This is a genomic window from Providencia sp. PROV156, assembly GCF_028480905.1.
Lineage (GTDB): Bacteria > Pseudomonadota > Gammaproteobacteria > Enterobacterales > Enterobacteriaceae > Providencia > Providencia hangzhouensis.
The window spans coordinates 1-14549 of record NZ_JAMPPE010000028.1 but is presented as its reverse complement, the minus strand read 5'-3'; the positions used below and the strand labels follow the sequence as shown (position 1 = coordinate 14549).

The following is a 14549-nucleotide window of genomic DNA, read 5'->3' as shown; positions in this document are numbered from 1 at the left end:
CTGAAATATTTATCTAACAGGGCTTTCCTTCTCGCCCCTACTATTCTAGTTGCAGAACACCGTGTTCTTCCGAGCCTGAATAAGCTATCAAACCTTCATAAACAATTTCATCACCATCACAGATGGTGCCTACTTCAAGGGTGTAAGTCAGTTGCCCCTCTTCCTGTGTAAACTCATAAAGAGACTTGATTTGTTCTGGTGTTAATACGATTTTGCTCATCAATAAATACTCCAATTTGGCTTAAGCAATAAGTAGTGGTAATATCCTGCCGCTGGTTAAGGATGACTGGTCCTACAACAATAATGATAAAGATACATTTCCATTAGATATGCCCTTCTATAGAGGGGCTTTTTTTATATCATTTAATAATCACCAAATATAATTGCGCATTTGAAATAACCTGCTAGGCTTAACGCTGATATTCATCGTAAAGCAACACTTTAGCCTACCGCTGTGTAGGCTTTTTTTATTTGCATACGCGTTTTTCAATATTCTTTTCCGTATTTCGTAACAATTTATACCTAGATTATTTAACTTATATTGGTATCATGCGCACACCCATTTGACATTTGGGTATTCATAAACAAAAATTGGTTCTATTAATCGAATATTCCGCCCCGCGCCAACGAGGGGCTTTTTTTATTCTTTCGGAGTGCTTTTATCCAACTCTTCACGGAATTGCTCTGGTTTATCAAAGCCTTGTGTTGCCATGTTATTTCTCCATTAAAAAGCCCCGCGATTGCGAGGCTGACATATTTTGTTAAGATTTTTTACACTTATTCATCAGTCAATGTATTAATCTTAAAAGTAGACATATATAACAATAAACTTACTAGGCAGTACATATAGTTAGCCCATATTCCACCAGGCGGTATGGGCTATTTTTTTGCCCTTTCAGCTTCAATATCTCGAATGGCTTTTTTATCTAAATTACATTGCTCGATGACTTTTAGTAGTGACTCATTTATCAACAGAGAGTCACCCCAAGGAAATGTCTCAGGGATGTATTCAGGTAAGCAATCATTGAGTAAGTGGGCTGGTATGGGTATTGGTGGCGTTTGAACGTATTCTATTCGCGTGGTTGTGCAGCTCGATAGTAGCATCACGAGGAGCATCAAGGGGAGCGCACTCATTATCCACAAGAACAGTTTTGATAATGGTTTTGACCTTTTCAGAAGCCACGGTTGCCCTATCCCGCTCTCTGAGATTATTTCGTGAGATTTCATTGAATGTTACCGAAAGTTCTAAAACGGTGGACAATATGAATTGATTGGCGGCTAGCTCATTAGCTTTCTTATCAAACTTATCACTCAATTTGTCGTAATCTTTCACAACCCAAATAAGCCAAAATAGCAAAATGACACAAGCGGCCATTAATGCTTTAGTTAGTATGCTTAGTTGCTGCCCCATCGTGCTTTATATCCCCTCACGTCAATATGTGTGAATGTTTTATAGCGACCGATGCCGTAGCTATCAGGAAAGATAGATTCAAGATAATCAGCCACTATTTTAGGCGCTACATCCTTGACTTTGATATCTGCCGCAGTGCCTAACAAGTGTTGTGATTTAGGCGCGCCACCTACACTTTTATTATGGTTGGTGCAGCGACGGCCACTGACAATAATTACTGGCTTACTAAAATGGGCGCGAACACTTTCAAGTATTTCAACCAACTTAGGTTCAACTTGATTTGCTCCGCACCCGTCTTTACATGCAAATTCATTACTATCGAAATGTTTACTTAATTTCATTTCTTCACCATGAAAGTAAAAGGCCGCCTTATAAGTGACCAGATTGATTTGATTCGGGACATTAGCTTACTGATAACGATGACCGTCATAATGTTTCCACCTGACGCAAAGATAACGAGGAATAAGATTAAATCAGCATAAACATCGGACGGGGCTGATACCCTTGCCCCTGTTAACGTTTCGTAGATTTGATAAACCATACCGATTAGTAATGCAGTTCCGACAATAGCGTCCCTTGTTCTTGGGTATCGACACAAAAATAAAATAAGCGTCGACAATGACATCAAAGAAATATCAGCAGCATCCCAAAAGTAAAGGTCTAGCCATGCTATAACCTCGCCGTACAACTTAAAGAAGGCTTCCATCAGTTACCCCCTTTATTTTGCCAGTCTTTAATGGCCTGTACGATACTACTGAAGTTTCGGTCTATTGATGCAACAATACGACTAAACAGCTTTCTAAGGTTGTCTTTGTTTGCAGCAAGCACCAGAACGGGGATTAACAAGGCCGAAATAACAATGGCTGTTATCTTAGGGCTAATTTCCCATTGCCATACCTGAGCAATAAAATCTGAGGCTTCTTTAGCAATGAGGATCCCTGCACCGAGTGCTAAAATAAAATGAAGTATCTTTCGTCGGTTATTATCTTTAGATGCAATGACGGAAACTGAAGCGCCAATAACTGCCCCTAGCACAACACCATAGTCGGCACCAATAAGGAAACCGCCCATCGCGCCACCGCCAGCAGCACCGAGGGTTATCCCTATTGATGTGCTCATAAATGATTTGTTCTCTTAACAGTTAATGAGAAGGTGTTTTACCTCTGCAGATAACTCGAACCGTATCGCCAGTTACCGTAGTAATGTAGGCATGATCTGTTCGCTTGATATCAAATGCAGGAACACCGTCTTTTGTTGTGTATTCCAGTCGAGCAACTATATCGGGATTATCGACTACTGGATAAAACTCCAGTCGGTACATTTTTCCCAAATAATGTGACTCTTCAACTTTACGGCCTTCACGTTCTGTCATTAATTTAAGTGCGTACATAGTTACGTTCCTTAGTGCATAGATAATAGAAAATAGAAAATCCACCAGCTACAGAAGCTAGTGTGAGTTAATGAATTCAGTTGATATTTAAGCAATAAAAAAAGGCCGCCTAAGTGACCAATTATTTATGCTCAGCTGTAGAATGGTCACGCCGCTTGCATACGCAGCAATGGCGATTCATATACCGCTCACCATCGTACTTTTGGCTTAGGTCATAAAGATTAGGTAATAGCGCCCACGCCACATAAAAATCATGAGGTGTCATTTCTGACCCCATCCAAGGACGAATACCGATGTGAACCCAATCACCCTCTTTTTCCACGCGAACTATACCAAGGTGCCAACCATCACAAGGATTGATGATAATGACATCCCTACCGTCTAAATCTTCAGTAGGCAGCTCACTGGCGGGTCTAAACACTAATTCAGTAGGTATTTGCATTGATGAACCTCAGAAAGCAAAAAAGCCGCACTAGGCGACCTCTTAATAATTATGTAGTTTAATCACTCTGCACTAGCAACACTGTATACACGGTACTATTCATCTATCCGAAAAAATTATTTGTGGCTAATGTTATACCCAATTTTCCACAAACAAGACCAGTAATGAAACGACAAAAACCACCATTAAATACTGCATTCCAACCATAAAATCTAAAAAACGATTAACTGCTTTCACAAATCCCTACTTTTTCACATGAACGACCGAACAAATTGTAACCAATCAACCCACCAAAATCCATATAAAAATAAGAGAAATTACATGGCAAAAAACCCGTCATTTCTGACGGGTTTGATTAGGGTTGATGTTCTTACAACTGATGTAGTTCGCAAATTAAATATAGTTCACTGTTGAAATTGTGCAAACTCAACTCTTCAGCTGCTAATTACTTTACCCAATGTGGAATAGCGACAAATAGAAGAACTAATACCAGTGCAGCTACCGCTACCTGTAATACATGAAAGATCCCCATAAATACAATCCCTTTATAATCAGCAATTAATCAATCACTTGTTATATAAAAGTAGCTATATTTTGTGGATTGTAAAGAAACTATGCGCTAAAAAACAAAAACCCCGCACAAATGGCGAGGTTTCATTCTATAAGTTAGGTGACAACGTATTCACTCTTATCACAATAGCATCGAATTTGCGTAGCGCACTAATACTTTTTTACTATCTATCACTTTTACTTTATTAATAACCTCGGAATCCATTTCTAGGGTTACACCCAGCATGGCTAGACAACCATGAACAAAGCCCTCGGCAACTTGCATCATTTGCCGAATTCGCCCCTCACTCATTTTCCATTCCTTGGCGATATTGCGTTTTGACACCCCATAAAGGTAATGCAAAACAATTAATTCTAACTCTTCCTCTTTTCTAACTTGCCGTAGCTTCGCAATAACGCTATCAATAATTATCCCGTCATCATCACTGCATGACTCTCTCGATGGTTCTTTGTTTGCAATTAGGCCTTTAAAGCCTGCAGCAATATGGGAATAATCGATACCCGGATTATCACTCGTCCAACCTGCCCATTTTTGTAAAACCAACTGAATATCTCTCATGCAAAAAGTCTCCTGCGTTCCGCACAACGCATTAACCGAAAACACCCAGTGCCGCTGAACGGTCTAGGAATCGAAATAAAAAATATAATTGGCTTCCGTGTTCGCTTTCCCACTCATTAGGATCCTTATGCAACTCGCTGTGGTGAATGCGACATAATGGGATAGTGAACAAATCATGGGCTTTAGTACCCATGCCACCCTGACCATGACCGATTAGGTGATGTGCATCGTCCGATGTGGCACCGCATACGCAACATGGCTGTGATTTAACCCACTGTAGATATTTATCATTAGTCCAGCGCTGAGGTTTTGGCTTTAACATCAAGCTAGCTGGTGGCTCGGGATCGATGGTTAAATTTAATACAGATTTTGATACCCGTTCATCACCAACCAAGCCGCTGAGGTATTGGTCAGAAAGAGAGATAAGGCCTGATGGTTTATACTTTAGCTCCTCAGGTAAAGTCATGAGCAACATTCTTCCACTGAATGTATTTAAATGTGCTCCTGGTCTAAATATCACCGCGCTAAGCTCAGGTATTAATATTGGAGTTAATATCCATTGGTGACTCATGATATTTTCTCCACTTTTGCATTGAGTGGCCTTATCTCAATTTCAAATCGACCACCTTTTACGACTTCACACCAAGTGATATCAACATGCTTAACTTGCTCATCGTCTTTCCAAATATTGGCATGGGTGATGGCGCCAAATGGTGCTTTTAGATAGTTATCAATATCCCTTCTGTGATAAGTGGGTGGGAACATCTTCACAATGACGGATACATTTTCAGTAATTACCCTAGGTCTTGGTCTTAATTGGGTATAAATAGCAGCTATTGCACTAGCCCGAAATGCACGCCCTTTTGCACTGATTAACGTTTTGCCGTTGATGTTCCGCCAGCAGGCATTAACACTTGGTGGAAAAGGTAAAATTAGAGATATTGAATTACTCACTAATTACCCCCTTATTCCATACAGTAACAGCCATTGGTTTATCATTAACATCGGGACCTTTAGCACCGCAGCGATGGCAGCGAACATAGAACCATGTCCTATAGCTATGACTTTCGACTGTCGTGTCGGAGCTATTGCAATAACGGCAAGGCTGAATTTCTAGCATGGTATTTTTCATCCAACCTTCCCCTCATGCTGAAGCTTTTTATTTTCAATAAACATTAAATCTGTTCTGGCGCTTCGCAATCTGGCTTTGGTGTTCTTTTCTTCCCTCAAAAGCCCATCGACTGATTTACGCAGTTCGTCACGCTTATTTAATAATTCACTCATGCCTCGGATTACAGACTCGGCATTATTCGCCCTAGCTAACAGAACATCAAAAGCCTCGACAACACAGCCACAATCGTTGCATTCAACTGTTCTATGCTCTTCATCGATAACTAGTGAATGATGCTTACAGTACATTTGCTGTCTGCTTTTTCTTCCCTTTACTTCCGTGTCGATAGTGGGAATTGCATCACTAGGCGCTTTGAATTGAATAACATTGTCATCTGCACTCATGGCCTCACCCCCGCCAGCAACTGATCTAACTGTTTAAGTGATTGGTTTCCCATATCGCCTATGTAAGCCTTTTCGACAACTTTAATGCCACACTCGAATCGAGGCTCAGGCCCACACTTCTTGATTTCGTCCACTTTTTTAGGCTCGGATGGTGACTGTGTTTTAAGCTTTTCTGCCCTCTTTGGTTTTTCCTTCTCCTCTAACTTTGTCTCCCACACTGCCTTTAGCTTTGTAATTGCATGGGGATCGATGCTGTATTGCTTTGACCTCTGCTTAGTTTTCCCTGCAGGGAAATTGCCGACATATTTTATGCAGCCAATTTTTTCCAGCATTTCAAAAGTTCGGTGTGCAGCGGATGGTGAATAACTAGCAACATTTTTTAGGATCGCTGCATTTATTGTTTTAAATTCGCGTCCAATCCTAATGACTTCAATTCCTTGCGTGTATTGGTATTCAGTTATCATTTTATGCAGCCACCCTCTTCGCTAACCACCTAACTTGCTCTATGAATATTCTGCCTCGTTCCTCTAGATCCTCACGCTTGATATAATCAAATGGTTTACCTGTCCATGACTTATCAAAAACGACAATAGCGCCAGCAAAGAATGCCCCCGTTGGCTTCTGTTTATCATCTGATGGGTTAAACCACGCAGGGAGCTCAAACCCAATACGACCGCGAATAAAGCAAACATGATCTGCATTTTCTGGCCACCAGCTTTCACTTGTTGCCGCCTTCAGAAGAAAAACATAGCGACCGCCTTTCTCTCTCATTGCAAAGGCGTGGTTCATTATGTGGCCAACACCCGTTATAGCCTGTTTTTCGTGATATGAACTGCGTGAATATGGTGGATTACCAAATGCAGCACCGCCAACTTCTTTTAGCTTTTCCGACCAGTCTTGAGTTAAAGCATTATCTTCTGCAGTGTAGAAGTTAGGTGCCTTAGTGTTTTTACCGTCAGTAAATAAATCGAGTTTGAATAGCCCATATATCGAGCTGATACCCCAGTACAATTCATCGGGTGTACACCACTGATCCCCAATTTCATTAAGCTTATGTCGTGGTTTAGCTTTAAGCGCCTCGAGGCTTTGAATGTATTTATTCATCAGATAGCACCTCGCTGCTGGTGGGATTTAACATACTCGCGCATATGCTTATAACGCTGCTGAACTTGAAAATGGTCAGCATGATGGTTTAAGTGGCGAAACTTCCTGCAGGTCACTAAGTCACGACGGGATTGATTCCATCTGTTACGAAGCTTGCGAATCGTGCGCCATTTACGTATCTGTTTGAATATGGCAATCATGCCTAGTACGTCAACGCCATAGATTGTTTTAGTTTCACTACGCATCATGCTGTCACCTCTTTCGCTGCTAGCTCTGCTGCTTGTTGCCAAATACCTAACCATGCCTTGCGACCTACAAAATCCGACATGTTACGAACACCCTGTTTACCCGCTAATTCAGCTGCGATTTCCTCAATGCGGTTTTTAGGTGTTAGCCTTGAACCAATGATCCGTGTGTAAGCATTGTCACGTTCTACGGGGTCGATACTTACAGCAACTTCACCAGGCTTGAGCCATTTACCGTTAACACAGACGGGGCGACCAGCCTCATGCCATTTCTGAGCTTTTTCAAAGTACTCCATGCAGTTTTCAGGGCTAAATAATGTTTTCGGGCGTAGGTAATCACTCATTCTTGAGTCATTTAGCCACTTGGCTGTGATGTAGTCAGTCACCAGAATTAAATCATCTGAGGTGTAATTTTCAGCTAGACGGGCTCTGATATGGCCCATAGTTGTTTTACCATCGCGATAACTTGAGTTAGTGACCTTGTTGAAATGATCTAAAACAGCTTGCGCATGGTCGGGCTCAGCATGAGCCTGACAAAAAGAGTTACTCTCTGTTGTAATCTCTTGAGTATTCTCTGTAGTACTCTCTGTAAGATCAGGGCAATTTGCCCCGTTCGATGAGGTCATTTTGGTACTGTTCGAACGTTTCATTTTGCGCTTATCGATAAGGTCATTTTGACCTGTTCGAGAGGCTTCGGCTGAACTGTTCGATGAGTTCAATTTGACCTCATCGGATAACAACGCATGTTCATAATTTATAGAGTAATAATTTGTGCGGTCATGGGTGCGTTTATTGATTTGCTCAATATTTAATACACCCAACTTTTTTAAATTGTTAAATGCACGCTTAATTGTGGATTCGGAAAAATACGGGAATTGTTCACGCCATTCTTCAATAGTGTTATAAACCCAGCGCCTACCGTCATGATCAACACCTGACGAGGTTTCAGATAGCCAGTATTGAACTTGCTGAAGCAACAAAGCCTCATTCAAGCCCAAGCGAACCGCCAGCTCAGGTATAACAATTTGTGGGCGGGTTTTAAGGAGTAATAAGCTACTCATACAGCCACCTTACTTAACTTCTGTGTAATATTTTTTGAATTGTTCGAGGGGCTCAAAACAGGGGTGCTCATAGTCATCGAGCATGAAAACAACCCGTTGCCTTGGTTTGTCCCACTCAACAACATGGACAATACGGCCTCGCTTATCTCGGAAGTGTCGATTAAGGTTTTTATGCTTTTCATTGCTCACTAACCTCTCTCCCACTGCGGAAATAGTATTTAGCCCAGCTATCTCTTAGGGCTTTGCTATCTACCAATTGTTGTTCGGTCTGGTAGTTGCCCGACTCGTCAGCTGAGGTTATGATTTCTACATATTGAAACGGACCACATTTCGATACAGGTAAGCATCTAAATTGCTTTTTTGATTGAAATTGGTTTACACTGCTCATGCTAGTTACTCCACACAAGTTGTTATTAGCACCCGACGCCTCGGACCACATATCTGGGGCGTCAACCTTTCTAGTTATGCTCATCATGGTTTAATCCCATAAACACTTTCCAAAGAACCAACAAACCCAAGCGCATAAGCAAAGACTTTTTCCATCTTTCTGTAGATAGCCTTTGTTTCATCTGGTGTTAGAACGCCATCAGAAATACTGTCTTTGATTAAAACGCTTAAAGCCCCTTGCATTGCACCAAGGCGCATTTGAATATCAAATAACTCAACCGTATCTAAGCTCTCAGCTTCAATTTTTACTGCCGGTGTAATTCCGTGACGTTCCATGTGATAAGCCACCAGCGCTTTGGTACCTGATAATTCCTCAATCGCTTCAAGTTCATCATTTTCAAAGAAACGACAGCCGTTTTTCTCATACAACTTGTTATTGAATGTGGTTTCAGAAATACCTAATGCACCAGCCATCGCTGAACGACCACCAGGGAATGCTTTACACATTTCTTTCACGACTTCTTTTAATGTTTGTTTGCACATATCTACAATTCCGTTGTTATTCTTGTAGTTAACTTAGCGACTTTCCTCTGATAAATTTGATAACAACTTTTAATTGTTATGGATATAAATCAGGGCGTAATTTACTTCTTGAAATACCTGACGCCTGCTCGACAACAAGCACTTTATCGGCGGGAACTCTTTTATTTCTGTTGAGCCAATTCCATATTTGTTGTTGTTTTACTGGTTTATTTAGAAGCTCGCTAATACGCTTTGCTAACTGCGTTTGTCCACCAGCTGCATTTATTGCGGCCTGCAATCCAGTAATGCATGATTCATTGGTTACGTGCACCATAACTCCCCCAAAGTTGTTATTAACAACTTTATATTAATCCAGAATAACAACTTTGACAACTTTTAGATGTTGGAAACTTCAACACTTAAAGTTGTAAAATACAATTACGAGGGAGGGAATATAATGTCGATAGCTAAAAGGTTGTTAGAGGCAAGAATAAAAGCAGGAATGAGCCAAGCGGATCTTGCTGAGAAAGTTGGTGTTAGCCAACAATCAATACAAAAAATCGAATCAGGCCAAACTAACGCTCCTAGGAGAATTGCTGACATTGCTAAGGCAGTAAATGTTTCCGCTCATTGGCTTCAATTTGGTGTTCGCGACGAAAATGGAAAGAAGACCGACTTTGAAGTAAAAGAATGGGAGGATGTTTCTGTATATAGTGATGCTGATTTTGTGGATATACCAGTGCTAGATATTGAACTTGCCGCTGGTTGCGGGGCTAATGCTGAAGTTGTTGAATCGGAAGAGTACACATACCCATTCCGTAGGGGTGAGCTACGTAAATACGGTGTTAGTGCTAGCAACGCTAGAATCGTTAAAATAATTGGCAATAGCCTTTACCCAGTACTAAATAGCGGTGATCTAGTAGCTATTGATATTAGCAATAAAAAGATTAAAGATGGTGATCTTTACGCTATAAGGGATGGGGTGCTGTTGCGTGTAAAAATTCTCGTATATAGACCCGACGGCGGGCTTATCATACGGAGCTTTAATAAAGATGAATACCCTGACGAGCAGGTACCTAGAAGTGAGTCTGTCGTCAGAGTTCATGTAATTGGCAGGGTTTTTTGGTCATCAAGAAGCTGGTAAGTATTTCATTAAGATATCTTCAGTCGTAATTTTCACGCTGGACTTACCGCTATCTCTATCATCAATGGCTTTTTCTATTTTTCTTCCGTGTGTTGAATATCGCCAGTCTCGTGAGGATAACCCTCCGATTACTAAGTAATCTGTAGACTGGGTCACCCTATCAGTAACGGAGCCTCCAGCATCTTCTATCATTTTTGATACAATAGACCTTTTGCCTAAAACAAAGTTTCCTGTTAGGCAAAAAGACGCTCCGTATAGATCTAGGGAATCAATATCGTCGCATGGTAATTGACATGATAGCCCATCAACAATCCCAGTATTTAAATCCGTGCCTGAAAAGTCAACTAAAGCTTTATATAGCAAATCGCTTTCATTTTGATCTATAACCCCATCTTCCTTGATTGTTTTAACTAGTTGATATAAATGCTTTCCGGGATAATTTCTTTTCAACATCCCATTTTGAGTTAACCACCAATCTAAGTAGTTAATTTCATCTATACTTAAATCTTTGTCTGCCACAATCCCTTTGCAGAGCCCATTTAACAGATTAATATCTGACTCTTTAGAATACAAATCAACATTAGGCATGTCCATTATAGCCCGCTGCACATCTAATAGCGTCTGCTTTATCTCTTGCCTTTCTTCGGCCGTTATCACTCCATCCTCTAAAACCCTTGATATCCTCTCTTGTAAAAGCATTACAAATGGATTGCTAGAAATCACTTCAGAATCGGAGAGCCATGTCGTGATATATAAAATCTCAGAATCTGATAGTTCGCAATCGGACAAAACACCATCAATAATCGAAATCAGGTTAGCAAATAACTTGTCTCGATTTCTTTTGTAGTTGAAAGCCGGGTTGATGTTCATAGTTTCTCCTATTTATTTGTATATCCTTTAATTTTCTTTAAATTAAATCAAACAACATAAAGTTGTTGACAAGGACGTTAAATACAACTAAATTACAACTTAAAGATGTTTAGGTGAAAACAATTAATAACAACTTTCATTAATAAGGTCAGATTATGCAAACCAATTCAAATGAACCAATCGTAACTTTTAGTGTGCCAATGTCGCAGGATGATGTGCGCGAGTGGATACTAGAAAAAGCCAAACAAATTAACAACCTGCAAAAACTACGCAATGAACGTGATGAGCTGCAATCTAAACTCGAAAAGCTCGACGAAGAAATTGCAGAGTGCATGGATATGTGTGCAGTTACTGTTAGTGCTTAACTGAATTAAATTGTGTGGAGTCTTAGTATGGGAATGCTTATTTTAACCCGTAGAGTCAGTGAAGAAGTCATGATCGGCGATGATATTAAAATTAAAATCTTAGGGGTCAAAGGAAACCAAGTGCGGATTGGTGTTGCTGCCCCCGAAGAAGTATCAGTACATCGTGAAGAAATTTATCAACGTGTTTTAGCTGAAAGAAATAATGCCAGTGCTAGTAAGTAGTTATTGATAGTTTTGGTGGTGACCTGAATCTTCCACTCTACGAGGTTGATGATAATGTTCTATTCAGTAGCCACCCTTTTTCATAATACATAAGGCCACTGATATTCAGTGTTCATACTAGGTAAATATATTCATTATTTGTCAGTGGTCTTATTTATTGTGTGGAGTTAATTATATTTGAGGATATCTCATGAGTGTTTTTAATGTTAAAAATCTAGTTATTTATCGGATAACTCGCGATATTGATTTTAATAATATCGAAGAGCAGTTATCAAATTTAAAATATGAGCCTTGCGGTTCATTTGATATGCAACGTTTTGGCTTCATTCCACCACTTGGCATTGGTAATTCTGATTGTTTGACTCATAAAGTTAATGACCAGATGCTTATATCTCTTTTTAAAGAAGATAAAATGCTACCAACTCCTGTTATCAATAATGAGTTAAATAAAAAAATTGAGAAGCTAGAAGCAGATCAGGGTAGAAAATTAAAGAAAGCTGAACGCCAAGCCATTAAAGATGAAGTTATTCAGGAACTGCTACCTCGTGCGTTCTCTAAGTATACTCGTTTCGATGTATGGGTTAATCTTACTGATGGCTTTATTGCTGCGCTAGTATCGTCACACCGACGTGCTGAAGATTGTTTTGCAATGATACGTAAGGCTCTTGGTTCTCTGCCTGTCGTACCGTTAACGATGAAAGACCCTATTGAATTAACGCTAACAGAATGGGTTAGAAGCGGGCAATTACCAAAAGGCTTTATATTTGGTGAGCAATCAGAAATGAAAGCCATCCTTGAAGAAGGTGGAATTGCTAAATATACAAAACAAGACTTAATTTCTGATGAAATTCAAACGAATATTGAAGCAGGTAAATTAGTCACTAAATTATCATTAGGTTATGAAGATAGGGTTACATTCTGTATTGATGATAGTTTTGTTTTATCTAAGCTTAAATTTGATTCCGCATTTTTAGAAACTAATGATGATATCGAACGAGAAGATTATAACCAACGCTTTGATGCTGATTTCTTCTTAATTATTTCTGAATTAAATATTTTAATAAAAGCATTAATTGATTCACTTGGCGGCGAAGCCAAGCTTTAAATAATTTAACCAACACCAAGGAATTTAATTCTCTTTATTAAGAGACGGACTCTTATTATCTAAATTTTGCGTGGAGTATTAATTATGCCGAAAGGAAAAAATATTATTGCTGATAGCTTGGCAAATGATATCGCTAAACATTGTTCTGAGTTTGAAAAATCCCCCGAGTATGCAGAAATGATCGGTACTCATGTTAAAAGTCTTTATGAAAAAGCAATTAAAGATACTTTTAGCTGGGGAAATTTTCCTGACCGAGTTAAAAAAGCCCTTGAATCAGCACTTCCTGAAAATATTAGTGAAGTGGTCGACCTACCTAAATATAACCTATTAATGGCTAAAGAGCTTTCTAGCCAATGGGAAATGAATGGTGTCAGCGAGCAAATGGTTAACGGCATGAAAGATTTGGTATTGAAATTTATCAAATCACATGAAATTCCAAAATATATCAAAGCATCTGACCTTTGGAAGGCATACGTAGATCAATACCAAGAAGAAGCGGCTCATGAGGGCTGGGGAAGACCTCTAGTGGTTATTTCCGAGGGAGAATATACATGGGAAAAAGGATTTTTTCATATCGGCTTGGAGAAAGAACCAGCTAGCGACTCTCTATACAGCCATAGAAGCAAAGAAAAATATCATCAGTGCGATACCCACCTTAGCTTCCATCAAAAAACCACTAGAGAAATGCGTGAAGACGTAGCAGTTATGCATGATGGGTATCCAGTTTACAGCCTATACGCTGGTGAGCTTGAATACCATGACACGCTTGGTAAGCAAGTTGTTCAGTTCCGTTCTGAGTTTGAGCGCCTTGTTGGTGCGCTTTATTACGGCGGTAGCCTGTTAGTTTTAGATGAATCTGACGCTGATGAGATTCATTACAACAACGATTATTAATAACGAGGGTATTAATAATGCAACTTAGCCAAATTAATTTAATTTCCGCTATTTCTACTGAAATAGAAAAACAAATACCCGGCATACCTGCTGAACCTCGTTATATGAATGCCATTATTAAGGCTGCAAATTTGGTTTGTGAGGAATTTAAAAAGCCACTTGTTAAAACTTCTGAAGGTATGGGTCTTGCTGCATGGCTTGCTAGTGATGATGTGGGGGCGAGTTCTAAATATATGGCTTCCGTTCTTTCTGGTCAATTTAGCGCTCCACATCATTACCCTTGGGATGGTGCTGATTTAGGTCGCTGTATTCGATTACTGGAAGCAGTGCCAGAGCTAGCAAGCCAATTACATGAAATGAAAGCATGTGCGCCTCAGTGGTCTGCCGTTATCGATAATTGGGTTAAATGGAAAGAGCTTTACGATGCTGGTGAAGGTACAAAACTTTATCAAGAAATGAAATTAACTTACAAATCATTAAGGGGCTTGCCATGAAAACTCTACATGGACGCTGCATTCGTCGCTGTAAATTACAATTCAATCGGTTATTTGCCAAAATGAATTAAAAAAATACCGCCATGACGGAGGCGGTAAGGGAATCTTGATGAGTGATCTAATTGTAATAATAGGTATCAGCTTTTTAACATAGTTAATGAACATAAATCAATATCGAATGTTTAATAAACCAGACCTGGTAATAAAAAAATTGCCGACACGGATTGGGCGGCAAATTGTGTAGGGATA

27 protein-coding genes are annotated in these 14549 nt (G+C 39.8%); 6 read left to right on the top strand and 21 right to left on the bottom strand.

Annotated elements, in window-relative coordinates:
• Positions 1–40 precede the first annotated feature (40 nt).
• The 20 genes from PSF31_RS17615 to PSF31_RS17525 all read right to left on the bottom strand — a co-directional run bounded on the left by PSF31_RS17615 (position 41) and on the right by PSF31_RS17525 (position 9540).
• Entirely contained in the window at positions 41–220 is a 180-nt protein-coding gene (locus tag PSF31_RS17615; protein ID WP_164561081.1) for a hypothetical protein, read from the bottom strand.
• Positions 221–879: 659 nt separating this feature from the next.
• A complete protein-coding gene (gene lysC / locus PSF31_RS21120) occupies positions 880–1104 on the bottom strand; it encodes an Rz1-like lysis system protein LysC (protein ID WP_096863916.1) in 225 nt (74 codons plus the stop codon).
• Positions 1022–1411 carry a hypothetical protein gene (locus PSF31_RS17610; protein ID WP_164561082.1) on the bottom strand — a complete coding sequence of 130 codons (390 nt, stop codon included), beginning with the start codon at positions 1409–1411 and terminating at the stop codon, positions 1022–1024. Before PSF31_RS17610 ends, lysC begins: the two co-directional genes overlap by 83 nt.
• Entirely contained in the window at positions 1396–1752 is a 357-nt protein-coding gene (locus tag PSF31_RS17605; protein WP_096863821.1) for a D-Ala-D-Ala carboxypeptidase family metallohydrolase, read from the bottom strand. The genes PSF31_RS17610 and PSF31_RS17605 overlap by 16 nt, the downstream gene beginning before the upstream one ends.
• Positions 1749–2117, bottom strand: coding sequence for a hypothetical protein (locus PSF31_RS17600; RefSeq protein WP_096863820.1), 369 nt, complete (start codon positions 2115–2117; stop codon positions 1749–1751). The genes PSF31_RS17605 and PSF31_RS17600 overlap by 4 nt, the downstream gene beginning before the upstream one ends.
• Positions 2117–2530: a putative holin gene (locus PSF31_RS17595; RefSeq protein WP_096863819.1), complete on the bottom strand. Its 414-nt coding sequence runs from the start codon at positions 2528–2530 to the stop codon at positions 2117–2119. The genes PSF31_RS17600 and PSF31_RS17595 overlap by 1 nt, the downstream gene beginning before the upstream one ends.
• A gap of 22 nt (positions 2531–2552) precedes the next feature.
• Complete coding sequence (locus PSF31_RS17590) at positions 2553–2801, bottom strand: hypothetical protein (protein WP_096863818.1); 249 nt, start codon at positions 2799–2801, stop codon at positions 2553–2555.
• Between the two features lie 121 nt (positions 2802–2922).
• Positions 2923–3243 carry a hypothetical protein gene (locus PSF31_RS17585; RefSeq protein ID WP_096863817.1) on the bottom strand — a complete coding sequence of 107 codons (321 nt, stop codon included), beginning with the start codon at positions 3241–3243 and terminating at the stop codon, positions 2923–2925.
• Between the two features lie 691 nt (positions 3244–3934).
• Positions 3935–4372 (bottom strand): antiterminator Q family protein, encoded by a 438-nt coding sequence (locus tag PSF31_RS17580; protein WP_096863816.1) that lies wholly within the window; start codon positions 4370–4372, stop codon positions 3935–3937.
• Positions 4373–4403: 31 nt separating this feature from the next.
• Positions 4404–4943, bottom strand: a complete 540-nt coding sequence (locus PSF31_RS17575; RefSeq protein WP_096863815.1) for a DUF968 domain-containing protein — start codon at positions 4941–4943, stop codon at positions 4404–4406.
• Entirely contained in the window at positions 4940–5326 is a 387-nt protein-coding gene (locus PSF31_RS17570) for a RusA family crossover junction endodeoxyribonuclease (RefSeq protein WP_096863814.1), read from the bottom strand. The genes PSF31_RS17575 and PSF31_RS17570 overlap by 4 nt, the downstream gene beginning before the upstream one ends.
• Positions 5319–5504 carry a Lar family restriction alleviation protein gene (locus PSF31_RS17565; protein WP_096863813.1) on the bottom strand — a complete coding sequence of 62 codons (186 nt, stop codon included), beginning with the start codon at positions 5502–5504 and terminating at the stop codon, positions 5319–5321. The genes PSF31_RS17570 and PSF31_RS17565 overlap by 8 nt, the downstream gene beginning before the upstream one ends.
• Positions 5501–5887, bottom strand: a complete 387-nt coding sequence (locus tag PSF31_RS17560; RefSeq protein WP_096863812.1) for a hypothetical protein — start codon at positions 5885–5887, stop codon at positions 5501–5503. Before PSF31_RS17560 ends, PSF31_RS17565 begins: the two co-directional genes overlap by 4 nt.
• Positions 5884–6351, bottom strand: coding sequence for a hypothetical protein (locus PSF31_RS17555; RefSeq protein ID WP_096863811.1), 468 nt, complete (start codon positions 6349–6351; stop codon positions 5884–5886). The genes PSF31_RS17560 and PSF31_RS17555 overlap by 4 nt, the downstream gene beginning before the upstream one ends.
• Position 6352: 1 nt before the next feature.
• Positions 6353–6991 (bottom strand): phage N-6-adenine-methyltransferase, encoded by a 639-nt coding sequence (locus PSF31_RS17550; protein WP_048608715.1) that lies wholly within the window; start codon positions 6989–6991, stop codon positions 6353–6355.
• Positions 6991–7239 carry a hypothetical protein gene (locus tag PSF31_RS17545; protein WP_232062889.1) on the bottom strand — a complete coding sequence of 83 codons (249 nt, stop codon included), beginning with the start codon at positions 7237–7239 and terminating at the stop codon, positions 6991–6993. Before PSF31_RS17545 ends, PSF31_RS17550 begins: the two co-directional genes overlap by 1 nt.
• Entirely contained in the window at positions 7236–8297 is a 1062-nt protein-coding gene (locus PSF31_RS17540; RefSeq protein ID WP_110591889.1) for a conserved phage C-terminal domain-containing protein, read from the bottom strand. Before PSF31_RS17540 ends, PSF31_RS17545 begins: the two co-directional genes overlap by 4 nt.
• 9 nt (positions 8298–8306) lie before the next feature.
• Positions 8307–8486 carry a DUF4222 domain-containing protein gene (locus PSF31_RS17535; RefSeq protein WP_096865221.1) on the bottom strand — a complete coding sequence of 60 codons (180 nt, stop codon included), beginning with the start codon at positions 8484–8486 and terminating at the stop codon, positions 8307–8309.
• 282 nt (positions 8487–8768) lie between these two features.
• A complete protein-coding gene (locus tag PSF31_RS17530; protein WP_096865219.1) occupies positions 8769–9227 on the bottom strand; it encodes a YmfL family putative regulatory protein in 459 nt (152 codons plus the stop codon).
• A 76-nt stretch (positions 9228–9303) separates the two neighbouring features.
• Positions 9304–9540 (bottom strand): transcriptional regulator, encoded by a 237-nt coding sequence (locus PSF31_RS17525; RefSeq protein ID WP_096865218.1) that lies wholly within the window; start codon positions 9538–9540, stop codon positions 9304–9306.
• 120 nt (positions 9541–9660) lie between these two features.
• Between PSF31_RS17525 and PSF31_RS17520 the strand changes: the two genes are divergently transcribed.
• Positions 9661–10350, top strand: a complete 690-nt coding sequence (locus PSF31_RS17520; RefSeq protein WP_164561303.1) for an XRE family transcriptional regulator — start codon at positions 9661–9663, stop codon at positions 10348–10350.
• Here PSF31_RS17520 and PSF31_RS17515 read toward each other — a convergent pair.
• A complete protein-coding gene (locus PSF31_RS17515) occupies positions 10336–11220 on the bottom strand; it encodes a BRCT domain-containing protein (protein WP_096865216.1) in 885 nt (294 codons plus the stop codon). The two genes, PSF31_RS17520 and PSF31_RS17515, sit on opposite strands and share 15 nt — an antisense overlap.
• Positions 11221–11375: 155 nt before the next feature.
• Here PSF31_RS17515 and PSF31_RS17510 point away from each other — a divergent pair, with 155 nt between their 5' ends.
• From PSF31_RS17510 to PSF31_RS17490, 5 genes are all read left to right on the top strand, one after another.
• Positions 11376–11585 (top strand): hypothetical protein, encoded by a 210-nt coding sequence (locus PSF31_RS17510; RefSeq protein ID WP_094962334.1) that lies wholly within the window; start codon positions 11376–11378, stop codon positions 11583–11585.
• Positions 11586–11618: 33 nt separating this feature from the next.
• The gene (gene csrA, locus PSF31_RS17505) at positions 11619–11807 is read left to right on the top strand and encodes a carbon storage regulator CsrA (protein WP_096865222.1); all 189 of its coding nucleotides are present in this window, start codon (positions 11619–11621) and stop codon (positions 11805–11807) included.
• Between the two features lie 190 nt (positions 11808–11997).
• Positions 11998–12912: a recombination-associated protein RdgC gene (gene rdgC, locus PSF31_RS17500; RefSeq protein WP_110591891.1), complete on the top strand. Its 915-nt coding sequence runs from the start codon at positions 11998–12000 to the stop codon at positions 12910–12912.
• A gap of 84 nt (positions 12913–12996) precedes the next feature.
• Positions 12997–13806, top strand: coding sequence for a hypothetical protein (locus tag PSF31_RS17495; protein WP_096865214.1), 810 nt, complete (start codon positions 12997–12999; stop codon positions 13804–13806).
• A gap of 17 nt (positions 13807–13823) precedes the next feature.
• The gene (locus PSF31_RS17490) at positions 13824–14300 is read left to right on the top strand and encodes a hypothetical protein (protein WP_096865213.1); all 477 of its coding nucleotides are present in this window, start codon (positions 13824–13826) and stop codon (positions 14298–14300) included.
• The last annotated feature ends 249 nt before the right edge of the window (positions 14301–14549 follow it).

Bases quoted from the DNA above. Each gene is read 5' to 3' on its own strand.
- rdgC (WP_110591891.1), top strand. From the start codon at position 11,998: ATGAGTGTTTTTAATGTTAAAAATCTAGTTATTTATCGGATAACTCGC.
- PSF31_RS17605 (WP_096863821.1), bottom strand. From the start codon at position 1,752: ATGAAATTAAGTAAACATTTCGATAGTAATGAATTTGCATGTAAAGAC.
- PSF31_RS17610 (WP_164561082.1), bottom strand. From the start codon at position 1,411: ATGGGGCAGCAACTAAGCATACTAACTAAAGCATTAATGGCCGCTTGT.
- PSF31_RS17555 (WP_096863811.1), bottom strand. From the start codon at position 6,351: ATGATAACTGAATACCAATACACGCAAGGAATTGAAGTCATTAGGATT.
- PSF31_RS17590 (WP_096863818.1), bottom strand. From the start codon at position 2,801: ATGTACGCACTTAAATTAATGACAGAACGTGAAGGCCGTAAAGTTGAA.
- PSF31_RS17585 (WP_096863817.1), bottom strand. From the start codon at position 3,243: ATGCAAATACCTACTGAATTAGTGTTTAGACCCGCCAGTGAGCTGCCT.
- PSF31_RS17525 (WP_096865218.1), bottom strand. From the start codon at position 9,540: ATGGTGCACGTAACCAATGAATCATGCATTACTGGATTGCAGGCCGCA.
- PSF31_RS17550 (WP_048608715.1), bottom strand. From the start codon at position 6,991: ATGAATAAATACATTCAAAGCCTCGAGGCGCTTAAAGCTAAACCACGA.
- PSF31_RS17615 (WP_164561081.1), bottom strand. From the start codon at position 220: ATGAGCAAAATCGTATTAACACCAGAACAAATCAAGTCTCTTTATGAG.
- PSF31_RS17600 (WP_096863820.1), bottom strand. From the start codon at position 2,117: ATGGAAGCCTTCTTTAAGTTGTACGGCGAGGTTATAGCATGGCTAGAC.
- PSF31_RS17490 (WP_096865213.1), top strand. From the start codon at position 13,824: ATGCAACTTAGCCAAATTAATTTAATTTCCGCTATTTCTACTGAAATA.
- PSF31_RS17515 (WP_096865216.1), bottom strand. From the start codon at position 11,220: ATGAACATCAACCCGGCTTTCAACTACAAAAGAAATCGAGACAAGTTA.
- csrA (WP_096865222.1), top strand. From the start codon at position 11,619: ATGCTTATTTTAACCCGTAGAGTCAGTGAAGAAGTCATGATCGGCGAT.
- PSF31_RS17565 (WP_096863813.1), bottom strand. From the start codon at position 5,504: ATGAAAAATACCATGCTAGAAATTCAGCCTTGCCGTTATTGCAATAGC.
- PSF31_RS17580 (WP_096863816.1), bottom strand. From the start codon at position 4,372: ATGAGAGATATTCAGTTGGTTTTACAAAAATGGGCAGGTTGGACGAGT.
- PSF31_RS17540 (WP_110591889.1), bottom strand. From the start codon at position 8,297: ATGAGTAGCTTATTACTCCTTAAAACCCGCCCACAAATTGTTATACCT.
- PSF31_RS17595 (WP_096863819.1), bottom strand. From the start codon at position 2,530: ATGAGCACATCAATAGGGATAACCCTCGGTGCTGCTGGCGGTGGCGCG.
- PSF31_RS17510 (WP_094962334.1), top strand. From the start codon at position 11,376: ATGCAAACCAATTCAAATGAACCAATCGTAACTTTTAGTGTGCCAATG.
- lysC (WP_096863916.1), bottom strand. From the start codon at position 1,104: ATGCTACTATCGAGCTGCACAACCACGCGAATAGAATACGTTCAAACG.
- PSF31_RS17560 (WP_096863812.1), bottom strand. From the start codon at position 5,887: ATGAGTGCAGATGACAATGTTATTCAATTCAAAGCGCCTAGTGATGCA.
- PSF31_RS17545 (WP_232062889.1), bottom strand. From the start codon at position 7,239: ATGATGCGTAGTGAAACTAAAACAATCTATGGCGTTGACGTACTAGGC.
- PSF31_RS17575 (WP_096863815.1), bottom strand. From the start codon at position 4,943: ATGAGTCACCAATGGATATTAACTCCAATATTAATACCTGAGCTTAGC.
- PSF31_RS17495 (WP_096865214.1), top strand. From the start codon at position 12,997: ATGCCGAAAGGAAAAAATATTATTGCTGATAGCTTGGCAAATGATATC.
- PSF31_RS17530 (WP_096865219.1), bottom strand. From the start codon at position 9,227: ATGTGCAAACAAACATTAAAAGAAGTCGTGAAAGAAATGTGTAAAGCA.